The sequence below is a fragment of the Rufibacter sp. DG15C genome, assembly GCF_001577755.1.
Taxonomy (GTDB): Bacteria; Bacteroidota; Bacteroidia; order Cytophagales; family Hymenobacteraceae; genus Nibribacter.
In genome coordinates, this window is sequence record NZ_CP010776.1 from 498,612 (window position 1) to 510,286 (window position 11,675).

Here is an 11,675-nt window from a genome sequence, read left to right on the forward strand (position 1 = left end):
TACCATGGCACAATCCTCTAACCTAGCCCATCTAAAAGCACTCCTCACGGAAGAAGACACTTGGACCATGGCCGAGGGTGAAAGCAGTGGCACGCCGTTCTTCCTTCGGTTCAGGCCCCACTTGCAGGACTTCGTCAACACCCAGCAATACACCAAGCGCCTCATCATCCTCTGGAACTACACCTCAGAAGACGATTATTTGTTCCCCACGCCAGAAGACGCAGATGTGATGGCCGATGTGGAGGAAAAGCTTATAGAAAAACTGGAGGAGGAGGCTCAAACCGTCTTGGCCTTTGTCTACACGGGCCAGGATAGAAGAGAATGGCATTGGTACACTACAGATGTTGCCGCCGCTCAAGAACAACTGAACGAGGCTCTACATCAATTTGACCAACTGCCCTTAGAACTGACCGTTGAAGAGGACGCTGACTGGGACCAATATCTTTCTATTCTGGAAAGCATGGAGGATGCAGAGGACGAAGAAGCCTCCGAGGAAGAAAAATAGATAGCCTTCGTTTTTGGCTTATTTTCCAGAAAACAGGCCAAAAACGAAGATTAGTCTTCGCCCCAGATGCCGGGCATGATAATCTCTAGCAGATGCTGGTCTGGATCTCTGAAGTAGCAGGACTTTCGGCCGTGCGGCCAAATCTCTTCATGTTCCATGGGCACGTCTGACCGCAACAGCATTTCTTTCCAAGCCTCATAGTCTTCTGGCTGGCATTCAAAAGCCAGATGCTGGTGGCCAGACCCGAAGTGCGGCGGCAGACCATGGTTGTCTCGGCTCACCTCAGGGTCAAAGCATAACAGCACGGAACTTCCTACCCTAAAAAAAACATAACGACCTGGCATCTGCCCAATGATGGGTAAATGCAAAATGTTGGCGTAGAAATGCGTGGTGCGGTGCAGGTCACGCACGTACAGACAGGTCTCTTTGATTTGGGTGAACTCCATACGCAAGGCTTTCCTATTTCAACGAGAGCCCAATTCTAAAAGATGCTTCGTTTTTGACCTCTTTTCCAGAAAACAGCCCAAAAACGGCAACACCTCCCAGGGAAGTCCTAAGAGGTGTTGCTATGAAGCTAGTCCTTGAATAGTAAGGGTTGGCGGTTTGTTCCCCTAAAACTACAGCTGCTTGTGCATGACCGTGGAAGAAGCCTGGGCGGCGGGCAGAATCAGAACTTCGGCTAGGTTTACGCGGCTTGGGCGAGTGACCATGAAATGAATCAGGTCGGCGATGTCTTCGGGCTGAAGCGCCTCGTAGCCTTTGTAGACCGTGGCGGCGCGTTCCTTATCGCCTTTGAATCTCACCTCAGAGAACTCAGTCTCAACGGCACCGGGATTGATTTCAGAGACTTTCACGCCTTCTTGTACCAAGTCAATGCGCATGGCTTTGGAGAGCGCGTCTACGGCAAATTTGCTGGCGCAGTACACGTTTCCGTTGGCGTAGGCTTCTTGCCCGGCAATGGACCCGATGTTGATGATGTGCCCGCTTTTGCGCGCCACCATGCCCGGCAAGACTGCCTTGGTCACATAAAGTAAGCCTTTCACGTTGATGTCCAGCATGGCGTCCCAGTCGTCTACATCACCAGACTGGATAGGCGCCAGGCCGTGTGCGTTGCCGGCGTTGTTAATGAGCAGGTCAATGGTAGACCAGTCAGACGGTAGGCTAACAATGGCTTCCTTCACCGCTACTTTGTCCCGCACGTCAAAGGCCAGGGTTTGAATGGTGGCTTCGCCGAACTGGTTGACTAGTTCTTGCAGACGCTCTACGCGGCGGCCGGCGGCAATGACCCTGAAACCGTTTTGAGCCAAGACCATGGCGGTGGCTCTGCCAATGCCCGAACTGGCACCAGTAATGAGGGCTGTTTTCTTCTGTGACATAGTGGAGGACAGATTACTCAAAGTTGAGGTAGAGCGTGATGGTATTGCTGCTCATGCGCTGAATACTGTTGTTAAAGTTGTTGTCAACGGGCTTGTGCAAGTTGGTGATGCCTCTGGAGAAGCGCAGCTCTGGCGCAAACTTAAAGAACGGATAGAACATGTCCAGCCCCACGCCAAAGTCCACGCTAAAGTCTGAGGTGCCCACCTGCAGAATCTCATTGTCCTTCTTCTGGCCACCTACCACAATGGAGGGTTTTACACCGGCAATAAAGTACATCTGGGTGTTCTTGCGGCGCAGCGACTCATACTTTAACAGCACCGGGAACTCCCCTGTAAAGGTGTTGATTTCCTGCAGCACCGCACCGTCCTCAGAGGGCTCAGTGTTGCCGGGTGCCGTTACGTCTCCTTTGTACTCCACAGACCGGCTGTAGTAGCCCACGCCCGGCTGCAGTCTAATGAGAAAATCCGGCGACAGGCGGTAAGAGCCAATGAAGTTCACGTTGAAGCCTATGCCCATCTTGGCATTCATGGAGATGTCATCGCTGAGATCTGCCGTTTTGAGGCGGTCTACATAGCTATTTGAATGCTCCAGCTGGTACCAGGACGTGTTCATGGCCAGAGAGAAGCCCCATCTAAAGGTGCGGCTCTCGTAGCCTTGCAGGTTTTCGCCTTTGATGGTTTTCTGGGCCAAGACCGGTTGTAACGCACTGGTGAGCACCACTGCCAAGGCCAGGGTTATTTTATGCCTGTGTAAATAGAGCTTATGCCAAAAGTAAGTGAATGCCATTTTGTGTCTTTAAAACCAATTCTTTGGAAGATGGAAAGGAAATCATTGCCGTCTGGGAACGCCTGCACCGACTCGGGCAGGTACGTGTAAGCGGCATTGTCCTTAGAAATCAGCTTGCCAAAAAGCGGTAGTATGTTTTTGAAGTAAAAATTATAGCCTTGTTTCATGGGGAAGCTCTGGGGCTTGGAGAACTCCAGAATGACCACCATGCCGCCCGGCTTCAAGACCCTGTACATCTCAGAGAGGCCCTTCTCCAGGTTCTCAAAGTTACGCACCCCAAACGCCACCGTGATGGCGTCAAAGTGGTTGTCTGGGAACTGGATATTTTCTGAGTCTCCTACGTGCAACTGAATCAAATGGCTGAGCCCGCGCTTCTGAATTTTTTCGCGGCCCACGGCCAGCATGCCCTCAGAGATGTCAATGCCCGTGATCTGCTGGGGCTTTAAACGAACTGCTTCCAGCGCAAAGTCTCCCGTGCCGGTGGCAATGTCCAGAATGGTCTTGGGTTGCGCCTTCTCCAGTAATTTTACGGCTTTCTTGCGCCATATAATATCTATGCCGGCGCTCAGGAAATGGTTGAGGAAATCATACCGCTTGGCAATGCTGTTAAACATGTTGGCCACCTGGGTCTTCTTGCCCTCGTTTTGATCTTTATACGGTACTACTGACATTGACTTCTCATCATGTTATGGAGGGCAAAGCTACTATGCTTTAACTACATTTCCTGTAATATGTTGTACAGCGCCCGTCCCAATAAAAACGCCGCCCCGGCCATTGCTGGTCTGGGGCGGCGTTTTTGGGCTGGTTTCTGGATTTTAGGCCAAAAACGGAAGCTTATTTCTGGTCAGCTCCTTTGATGATGGTGAACTCTGTGCGGCGGTTCAGCTGCATGTTCTCAGCAGAGGTGTTTGGCGCAATTGGTCTGCGCTCACCGTAGCTTCTAGAGATCAAGCGGTTGGCCGGTACTCCTGCTTTGATCAGGTAGTCATACGCAGCGTTGGCTCTGTTCTCACCTAACAGCATGTTGTAGGAATCTGGCATTCTAGAGTCTGTGTGACCATCAACAGAGATACGCAGGTCTGGGTTGGCTTTCATCACTTTCACTAAGTTATCCAGCTCTCTGATAGACTCTGGGCGTAAATCCCACTTGTCTGTGTCAAAGTAGATTTTCTTGAAAGCATAAGAAGCAACGTCAATGCTAGAGCCTCCGGCAAAGTCAATGTAGAAATCCTTCTCCACCACGGTAGTGTCTACCAAAGACAAAGGAACTTCAAACTGTTCTGTGGCAATGTTAGCACCGTCTTTAGAAAGCGTAACCGTGTAAGGACGATTTGACAAAACAGTCACCTCATAGTTACCAGAGTCTGGCTTGGTCACGTCACGGTACTCCAGAGGTGTGCTAGCCGCAGTCTTACCGGTGAACACCAATTCCACCCCAGGGATGATAGAAGAGTCACGCAAGCTGTACACATGACCGCGTACAATGGCGTTCTTGATGTAGTTGATGGTGTAGATATCCTTTTCACCGTAACCGCCCATGCGGTAAGAAGACAAGTAGGCCAAGCTACCATCGCCGCTTAAGCGGTAATAGGTGTCATCATCTGGCGTGTTGATAGGGTAGCCAATGTTCACTGGACGGCTCCAACGGCGGGCCACCGTGTCATACTTGATGGTGAAGATGTCATAGCCACCCATGGTGGTGTGACCGCGTGAGCTGAAGAACATAGTCAAACCATCTGGCGTGAAATAAGGGCTATCCTCATCAAACTCAGTGTTTACGCCGTTCCCGAAGTTCTTAGGCTCGCCCCACTCACCGTTGCCATCACGCTTAGCGTAGTAGATGTCCAGGTCTCCGTTTTCAGAGAAACGGTTGGTAGAGAAATAGATAGTTTGACCATCTGCCGTAACAAAGGCATCACTTTCAAATTCTCTGGAGTTGATGTTGCGGTTCAGTTTGCTTGGCTTGCCCCAGTCACCCCCTTCACGGCTGGTTACAAAGATGTCACCGTTTTCATCCTGGCGGTAAAGCAACAATTTAGAGTCATTGTCAATCAACTGGATAGAGGCATCATGGCCGGTACCGTTCAACACACCGCTCAAGGCGCGTGGCGTCTCCCAAGTGTCTGGTCCTAGACGGCGGGTCTCAAAGATGTCTTCAAAGTATTCTCCGTCATCTGCTTCCTTGCCACCTGTCACATTCTGCCCACGTGAGGTGAACAAAAGGTAGTTGTTGTCTTTAGAGATAACCGGGCTGTGCTCAGAGAAAGGGGTGTTTACCGTTGGGCCCAGGTTTTTCACAAACACGTCCTTCTGGTTGGCTACTTCTTTCTTGGCGTTACGCGCGTGTTGAATCAACAAAGCAGCTTGCTCTTTGCCTTCTTCGTCACGCTTGCCCAGGGTTTTCTGGTATTCTTGCGCGTGCTGAATGGCCTTGTCAAACTCATAGTTCACCAGGTCCACGCGGCCCAGCCAGTACAGGACATCCTCTTCTACCTTCGGCTTAAGAGAATAGGCTTTGTAGATGTACTCGCTTGCCTTCTCCTTGTCAAAGGCGATTAAACTGATACCAGCTCTGTACAAGGCCTTGGCATTGTCTGGCTCACGCTCCAATGCGCGCTCATAGAAAGGAAGCGCGGAACGGAAGTTGGTCTGGTTGAATAATTTGTCTCCGCTTCTGATCAATTGCCGCGTGCTCTGTGCCATAGCCGCAGTAGAGGCCAGGACAAAAAGCAGAAGGGCAAGTAAAGAAGATTTGAACAACCGCTTGTCTAAGTGATCCATAGGTAAAGATTTTGGTATAGCTTGGTTTCGGAAACAAGTGCAAACACGCAGAAGGTTATGGGGCCAGAAAGCCGTTTTGACCGGGGTGTTCACTTGGCACTTGCGTACATGAAAGGACAATGATATTAAAAATTCCAGATATTTTATACGTAAATTAATGAGAGGCGGGTTTCATTAGCGCTGGGCTATATATGAAATACATTTTCACCGTACTTATCCGAGATTCGATACTGCAAAAACAACGCTAGGGTTGCCTTTTTGGCCATTTAACTTATCCACACCTAAAACTGCGGTAATTATTGCCTTGCCACATTATTTGGTAACTTTGTGGTTGCCGCCTAAAGTTTTGAGGGAGTACCTATGAAAATCAAAGAAGCCAAGTTTATCTGCAGCAACACCCGGGCAGACCTCTGCCCTACCACCACCCTGCCAGAATACGCCTTCATTGGCCGCTCCAACGTGGGCAAGTCTTCTTTGATCAACATGCTTACCAACCACTTAAAGCTGGCCAAGACTTCTTCTTTCCCGGGAAAAACGCAGCTGATTAATCACTTTCTCATAAATGAGGAATGGTATTTGGTAGACTTACCAGGGTACGGCTGGGCCAAGGTGAGCAAGGACTCCCGCGAGGCCTGGCGCAAGATGATCAATTTCTACTTAAAGAACCGGCCCAACCTGGCCTGCGTCTTTGTCTTGATTGATTCGCGGCTGCCCGCTCAGAAAGTTGATTTAGATTTTATAGAGTTACTTGGAACCATGGGGGTGCCTTTTGTGCTTATCTTCACAAAAACCGACAAGCAATCGGCGCCCAAGACAGATTCTAACATTGCCGCGTTCATGCAGGTCTTGAAAGAAAGCTGGGATGAGCTCCCAATGATGTTTAGAAGTTCTTCTACGTCCAAAGAGGGCCGTGAGGAGATTCTGTCCTTCATAGAAGAGATCAATGAGCGTTACCACAACCAAGAGGACTCCTATTAATACTTATAACCGCTTAAATAAAATGAAAGCAAAACACACTATTTTAGCCGCCATCTTAGTTTTATTCACAGCCGGCGCGTTTGCCACTGCGTCTAATGAACCAGCAACCGTTGCCGTGCAAACCACCAAGTACCCGGTGTCTGCGCACTATGAAGGTGGCCAGGACTCATTGGTAGCGCACATTAAGCGCAGCATCCAGTACCCTGCCTCTGCCAAGCGCAACCGCGTGATGGGCCAATGCATTGTAAGCTTCCTGTTGAACGAGGACGGCTCCACCAGCAACTTCAAAATCTTGAAGGAAGTGGGCAGCGGCACCGGCGCCGAGGCCGTGCGCGTAGTACAGAACCTTAAATTCAAAGCCCCAGGTTATAGCCAGACCTACAGCCTGCCGGTGAACTTTAAATTATAATCAAACTTAACCAACCTGTTTCTCTATGCCATTTGACCTGAGAGAGATTGCCTCTATTGCCGGCATGCCCGGTTTATACCGTATTGTAGCCCCTACCCGTAGCGGCATTATTGTAGAAAGCCTGGCAGAGACCCCGGTGCGCAGCGTGGCCCAGGCCCGCAACCGCGTGTCTATCCTGCATGAGATCTCTATGTACACCAATGACGAGGAAAGCACAGTGCCTCTAGAGGAGATTTTTGACCGCGTGCGCAGCCAGTACGGAGACACCCTGCCGGTAACCTCTAAGTCTAGCAACCCAGAACTAGCCAAGTTCATGGAAACCGTATTGCCTGACTATGACCAGGACCGCGTGTATGCCTCAGACATGAAGAAACTGGTGCAGTGGTATTCTCTGGTTAGCAAATTTGTGCCGTACACAGAAGCAAAAGAGGAAGCTCCTGCCAAAACAGAAGCCAAAGAAGAGACAACAGAAGAAGCGCCAGCCAAAGAGCCGAAAGCTAAAAAAGCAGCCGCCAAGAAATAAGCTGATTGCTTTTACATAAAACAGAAAGGCCCCAACCATTGGTAGGGGCCTTTCTGTTTTTGGCCTGTTTTCTGGAAAACAGGCCAAAACGAGGTAGTATTAGTTGTGAGATGCCTCAGACATAGAAGCAGAAACTGTAGCCTCTGAGTTAGCCAGCAACCGCTCTACTTCTTCCACCATTTCTGTAGAACCAATATACAACGGGCAGCGCTGATGAAGATCCGTTGGGTATAGTTCCATGATGCGTTCAGAGCCGTTAGACGCTTTTCCGCCGGCTTGTTCTACTATAAAGGCCAAGGCATTGGCTTCATACAACAGACGCAGTTTACCGTTTGGCGCCTTGGTGGTGCTTGGGTACATGTAGATACCGCCCTTCAGCATGTTTCTATGGAAGTCTGCCACCAGAGAGCCTATGTAGCGCGCCGAGTAGTTGCGCTCGCGGCACAGCTCTACGTATTGCTTGATGGCCGCCTGGAACTGGTTGTAGCTTCCCTCATTGATGGAGTAGATGCTGCCTGTAGCCGGAATCGTGATGTTAGGGTGAGATAGGAAAAACTCGCCCAGGGAAGTCTCATACGTGAAGCCATTCACACCACAGCCTGTGGTGTAGACCAGCATGGTGCTAGAACCATAGATGATGTAACCGGCCGCCACCTGTTGTACGCCGCGCTGCAGGCAGTCCTCCATGGTGCCTTCGCAGCCTTGTTCAGACAAACGACGGTACACAGAGAAGATAGTCCCTATAGACACGTTCACATCAATATTAGAAGAGCCGTCCAGGGGATCAATGGCTACAATGTACTTACCTTTGTGATTGCCGGTCTGGATGACCTCTTCGTCTTCTTCAGAGATGATGGCGCAGACCTCGCCGCCGTTGCGCAAAGCCCTGATGAACCGTATGTTGGCCACCACGTCCAGCTTCTGCTGGTCCTCGCCCTGCACGTTTTGTTTGCCGTAGGCACCGCCAATATCTGTTAAACCTGCGTGATTAATGGCGCGGTTTACGATCTTTGCCGCCAGGGCAATGTCACGCAACAGCTGGGAAAGCTCCCCGGTCGCAAAAGGAAAGTCCTCTTGTTTCCGCATAATAAACCGGTCAAGCGTTGTGCCTACCGGCAGGGCCAGATTCTCTGTAATAGTCATATGAAAGCGGGGTAAGATCGAATTAGATTACGAAAATACTACTAATTCTGTTAGAGAGGGCAATGTTTTTATAAATTCGATAATTTTAACGTCAATAAATGAGAGTTTTTAAATTTGGGGGAGCCTCTGTAAAAGACGCTGACGCGGTGCGCAACATCTACAGGATCCTGTCTGGCCTGCCAGAGAAAGAGGAGCTGGTGATTGTGGTCTCGGCGATGGGCAAAACCACCAACGCGCTAGAGGCCATCTACCGCAAAGCCCACCAAAAGGAAGACTTCGCCCCTGCCTTACAAGCCTGCCGGTTCTACCATGAAGATATAGCGCAACTTTTGTTCCCAGAGGCCGGGAGCCCCGTGTACGCAGACATTGCCCAACAGTTTCAGGAACTGGAGCAGACACTAGCTACGTTGCAGCCTGACCATTGGGACCAGCAATATGACCAGGTCATTAGCCGGGGCGAGTTGCTTTCCAGCCTGATACTGCACCACTTCCTGCAAAGCCAGGGCATCTCCAATTTCTGGCTGGACTGCCGTACCTGCCTGCGCACCGACAGCACTTGGCGAGAGGGACGGGTAGACTGGACCTTCACCGAAAGTCAGATTCAAGCCACTTTGCCAGCTATCTTGCAAAAACAAATCATCGTGACCCAAGGCTTTATAGGGGGCACAGAAGACGGGTTTACCACCACCCTAGGCCGTGAAGGCTCTGACTACAGCGCTGCCATCTTCGCCTTCTGCCTCAACGCCTCATCACTCACCATCTGGAAGGATGTGCCCGGTCTGCTTAACGCGGACCCCAAGCTGTTTAAAGAAGTCACCCGCTATGAAGAGGTGGCTTACCAGGAAGCGATTGAAATGGCTTATTACGGGGCTTCGGTGATTCACCCCAAGACCATTCAGCCCCTAGCCAACAAGTGCATTCCACTGTTTGTGAAATCGTTTCTGCAGCCAGAGTTGCCCGGCACCGTGATTCATGACTGCCAGCACGCGCGTATTGCGCCTTCCTTTATTCTCAAGCAGAACCAATGCTTGCTGTCATTTACGGCCAAAGACTTGGGCTTTATTTCTGAACAACATCTAAGCGCGATCTTTCAGGCGGTGCATGAAGGTCGTCTGAAGATTAACATGATGCAGAACTCAGCGCTCTCTTTCTCTGTCTGCTGTGACTATGACGAGGATCGGGTACAGCAAATCAAGAAGAAACTGGAAGACCAGTTTATTATCAAATACAACCAGCCCTTGCACCTGTTCACCATCAAAAACTATGACCAGGAAAGCATCCAGCGCCTCACGCAGGACCGCGAAATCTTGATGGAACAGCGCACCCGGCTTACCTTCCAGTTTGTCTGCCGACCTTCAGAAACGCTGGCGGGCTAAGCTTTTTCCGTTTTTTGCCTATTTTCACCGAAAACAACCCAAAAACGACCAACTACAAATAGATATAAAATGGAATTCATAAAAGTAACCGAGCAGGTCCGTCCCCAGGTAGCCCTCATCCAACTGAACCGTCCCAAAGAACTTAACGCCTTGAACCTGCAACTGATGGGCGAACTGCGCGATGCCCTCAAAGAGCTGGACGACAATGAGAATGTGCGCGCCATAGTCCTTACGGGCAATGACCGCGCTTTTGCCGCCGGCGCCGATATTAAGCAGATGGCTGGCAAAACCGCCATTGACATGCTCAACATTGACCAGTTCTCTACTTGGGACCAGATCAAGAAAACCAAGAAGCCCATCATTGCAGCCGTGAGCGGTTTTGCCTTGGGTGGTGGCTGTGAGTTGGCCATGACTTGTGACATGATCATCGCCTCAGAGACGGCTCAGTTCGGCCAGCCCGAAATCAAGATTGGCGTCATGCCCGGCGCTGGCGGCACCCAGCGTTTGACCCGTGCCCTGGGCAAAGCCAAAGCCATGGAAATGGTCTTGACAGGTAAATTCATCTCCGCCCAGGAAGCCGAAAAACACGGCCTCATCAACCGCGTAGTACCAGTAGAACTGTATTTGGAGGAAGCCTTCAAACTGGCCACCGAGATTGCCCAACTGTCGCCAGTAGCTGTGAAGCTGGCCAAAGAATCTGTGAATCGCTCTTATGAAACCCACCTGGACGAAGGCCTCCATTTTGAGCGCAAGAACTTCTACCTCACCTTCGCCTCTGAAGACCAAACCGAAGGCATGAATGCCTTCGTGGAGAAGCGTAAACCAACGTTCACGGGTAGGTAGTTTTTTAGACACAGGACACAAGATTCAAGACGTAAGACCTGAATCCCGATTTTGACCTGATTTTCAGAAATCAGGTCAAAATCGGGATTTCTTGTTTTATCAAATTCTAAAGCGAGCTGGTAACCTTTTGGGTACTTCTATGTTAGGGTCCTTGGTTGCAGCTTAGTTCTATAGGTTGTACCTTTGCACCCGCAAACGGGAAGGTGATTTCACCCTTTTCAGGCAAGGTTTAATTTACATTTTAACACATAGCATCATGGCAGTATTAGTAGGCAAGAAAGCTCCTGCATTTAAGGCAACCGCGGTAGTAGACGGTGAGTTTGTAGAAGATTTCTCTTTAGAGCAGTACGTTGGGAAGAAGCACGTTATCTTCTTCTTCTATCCACTGGATTTCACGTTTGTGTGTCCAACTGAGATCATCGCGTTCCAGGACCGCATGGATGACTTTGAGCGCAAGAACGTAGCCGTGGTAGGTTGCTCTATTGACTCCCACTTCTCGCACTGGGCTTGGTTGAACACCCCCCGCGACAAAGGTGGCATTGAAGGCGTTGCCTACCCATTGGTAGCAGATACCTCTAAAACCATTGCGTCTAACTATGACGTGTTGGCCGGTCACTATGACTACAACGACGAAGGCGAAATGACTTTCGTGGGTGAGCCAGTAGCGTACCGCGGTTTGTTCTTAATTGACAAAGAAGGCGTAGTGCGTCACCAAGTAGTGAATGACATGCCACTAGGCCGTAGCATTGATGAGGCGCTTAGAATGATTGACGCCCTTCAGTACTTTGAGGTGAAAGGCGAAGTATGTCCTGCTAACTGGGAAGAAGGCAAAGAAGCCATGGAAGCCACCCGCGAAGGTGTTTCTAGCTACCTAGCCAAGTAATTAGTTAGAGTTTAATCTCTTAATAGAAGCAGCCTCTGCCTTTGGTAGAGGCTGCTTTGTTTTTAACGGTC

General features: G+C 50.2%; 13 protein-coding genes. 7 read left to right on the forward strand and 6 right to left on the reverse strand.

The annotated features are described in order from the left end of the window. Window positions 1–4 precede the first annotated feature (4 nt). The gene (locus TH61_RS02180) at window positions 5–505 is read left to right on the forward strand and encodes a DUF695 domain-containing protein (RefSeq protein ID WP_066505265.1); all 501 of its coding nucleotides are present in this window, start codon (window positions 5–7) and stop codon (window positions 503–505) included. A gap of 50 nt (window positions 506–555) precedes the next feature. Here TH61_RS02180 and TH61_RS02185 read toward each other — a convergent pair whose 3' ends face one another. The 5 genes from TH61_RS02185 to TH61_RS02205 form a co-directional block, all read right to left on the reverse strand. Next, window positions 556–951, reverse strand: a complete 396-nt coding sequence (locus TH61_RS02185) for a VOC family protein (protein ID WP_066505267.1) — start codon at window positions 949–951, stop codon at window positions 556–558. 171 nt (window positions 952–1,122) lie between these two features. Next, on the reverse strand, window positions 1,123–1,881 hold the full coding sequence (locus tag TH61_RS02190; protein ID WP_066505270.1) for an SDR family NAD(P)-dependent oxidoreductase: 759 nt from the start codon (window positions 1,879–1,881) through the stop codon (window positions 1,123–1,125). Window positions 1,882–1,894: 13 nt separating this feature from the next. After that, window positions 1,895–2,668 carry a porin family protein gene (locus tag TH61_RS02195; protein WP_082780277.1) on the reverse strand — a complete coding sequence of 258 codons (774 nt, stop codon included), beginning with the start codon at window positions 2,666–2,668 and terminating at the stop codon, window positions 1,895–1,897. Next, a complete protein-coding gene (gene ubiE / locus TH61_RS02200) occupies window positions 2,617–3,339 on the reverse strand; it encodes a bifunctional demethylmenaquinone methyltransferase/2-methoxy-6-polyprenyl-1,4-benzoquinol methylase UbiE (protein WP_066505279.1) in 723 nt (240 codons plus the stop codon). The genes TH61_RS02195 and ubiE overlap by 52 nt, the downstream gene beginning before the upstream one ends. Window positions 3,340–3,502: 163 nt before the next feature. Continuing rightward, window positions 3,503–5,449, reverse strand: coding sequence for an OmpA family protein (locus tag TH61_RS02205; RefSeq protein ID WP_066505281.1), 1,947 nt, complete (start codon window positions 5,447–5,449; stop codon window positions 3,503–3,505). 360 nt (window positions 5,450–5,809) lie between these two features. Between TH61_RS02205 and yihA the strand changes: the two genes are divergently transcribed. Genes yihA through TH61_RS02220 form a run of 3 tightly spaced genes read left to right on the forward strand, consistent with a single transcriptional unit; the run spans window position 5,810 to window position 7,359 of the window. Next, the gene (gene yihA, locus TH61_RS02210) at window positions 5,810–6,427 is read left to right on the forward strand and encodes a ribosome biogenesis GTP-binding protein YihA/YsxC (RefSeq protein WP_066505283.1); all 618 of its coding nucleotides are present in this window, start codon (window positions 5,810–5,812) and stop codon (window positions 6,425–6,427) included. A gap of 22 nt (window positions 6,428–6,449) precedes the next feature. Beyond that, window positions 6,450–6,836, forward strand: a complete 387-nt coding sequence (locus tag TH61_RS02215; RefSeq protein ID WP_066505286.1) for an energy transducer TonB — start codon at window positions 6,450–6,452, stop codon at window positions 6,834–6,836. A 25-nt stretch (window positions 6,837–6,861) separates the two neighbouring features. Next, complete coding sequence (locus TH61_RS02220; protein WP_066505288.1) at window positions 6,862–7,359, forward strand: DUF5606 domain-containing protein; 498 nt, start codon at window positions 6,862–6,864, stop codon at window positions 7,357–7,359. 99 nt (window positions 7,360–7,458) lie between these two features. Here the strand turns inward: TH61_RS02220 and fbp are convergent, their stop codons facing one another. Continuing rightward, window positions 7,459–8,502, reverse strand: coding sequence for a class 1 fructose-bisphosphatase (gene fbp, locus TH61_RS02225; protein WP_066505290.1), 1,044 nt, complete (start codon window positions 8,500–8,502; stop codon window positions 7,459–7,461). A gap of 98 nt (window positions 8,503–8,600) precedes the next feature. Here fbp and TH61_RS02230 point away from each other — a divergent pair, with 98 nt between their 5' ends. The 3 genes from TH61_RS02230 (at window position 8,601) to TH61_RS02240 (ending at window position 11,604) form a co-directional block, all read left to right on the forward strand. Then, on the forward strand, window positions 8,601–9,878 hold the full coding sequence (locus TH61_RS02230) for an aspartate kinase (RefSeq protein WP_066505291.1): 1,278 nt from the start codon (window positions 8,601–8,603) through the stop codon (window positions 9,876–9,878). A 69-nt stretch (window positions 9,879–9,947) separates the two neighbouring features. Further along, window positions 9,948–10,721, forward strand: coding sequence for an enoyl-CoA hydratase-related protein (locus TH61_RS02235; RefSeq protein WP_066505300.1), 774 nt, complete (start codon window positions 9,948–9,950; stop codon window positions 10,719–10,721). A 256-nt stretch (window positions 10,722–10,977) separates the two neighbouring features. Beyond that, window positions 10,978–11,604 (forward strand): peroxiredoxin, encoded by a 627-nt coding sequence (locus TH61_RS02240; protein ID WP_066505302.1) that lies wholly within the window; start codon window positions 10,978–10,980, stop codon window positions 11,602–11,604. Window positions 11,605–11,675 lie beyond the last annotated feature (71 nt).

Coding starts and splice junctions, on each gene's coding strand:
- TH61_RS02195 (WP_082780277.1), bottom strand. CDS start 2,668: ATGGCATTCACTTACTTTTGGCATAAGCTCTATTTACACAGGCATAAA.
- TH61_RS02215 (WP_066505286.1), top strand. CDS start 6,450: ATGAAAGCAAAACACACTATTTTAGCCGCCATCTTAGTTTTATTCACA.
- TH61_RS02190 (WP_066505270.1), bottom strand. CDS start 1,881: ATGTCACAGAAGAAAACAGCCCTCATTACTGGTGCCAGTTCGGGCATT.
- TH61_RS02205 (WP_066505281.1), bottom strand. CDS start 5,449: ATGGATCACTTAGACAAGCGGTTGTTCAAATCTTCTTTACTTGCCCTT.
- TH61_RS02220 (WP_066505288.1), top strand. CDS start 6,862: ATGCCATTTGACCTGAGAGAGATTGCCTCTATTGCCGGCATGCCCGGT.
- TH61_RS02240 (WP_066505302.1), top strand. CDS start 10,978: ATGGCAGTATTAGTAGGCAAGAAAGCTCCTGCATTTAAGGCAACCGCG.
- yihA (WP_066505283.1), top strand. CDS start 5,810: ATGAAAATCAAAGAAGCCAAGTTTATCTGCAGCAACACCCGGGCAGAC.
- TH61_RS02185 (WP_066505267.1), bottom strand. CDS start 951: ATGGAGTTCACCCAAATCAAAGAGACCTGTCTGTACGTGCGTGACCTG.
- TH61_RS02235 (WP_066505300.1), top strand. CDS start 9,948: ATGGAATTCATAAAAGTAACCGAGCAGGTCCGTCCCCAGGTAGCCCTC.
- fbp (WP_066505290.1), bottom strand. CDS start 8,502: ATGACTATTACAGAGAATCTGGCCCTGCCGGTAGGCACAACGCTTGAC.
- ubiE (WP_066505279.1), bottom strand. CDS start 3,339: ATGTCAGTAGTACCGTATAAAGATCAAAACGAGGGCAAGAAGACCCAG.
- TH61_RS02230 (WP_066505291.1), top strand. CDS start 8,601: ATGAGAGTTTTTAAATTTGGGGGAGCCTCTGTAAAAGACGCTGACGCG.
- TH61_RS02180 (WP_066505265.1), top strand. CDS start 5: ATGGCACAATCCTCTAACCTAGCCCATCTAAAAGCACTCCTCACGGAA.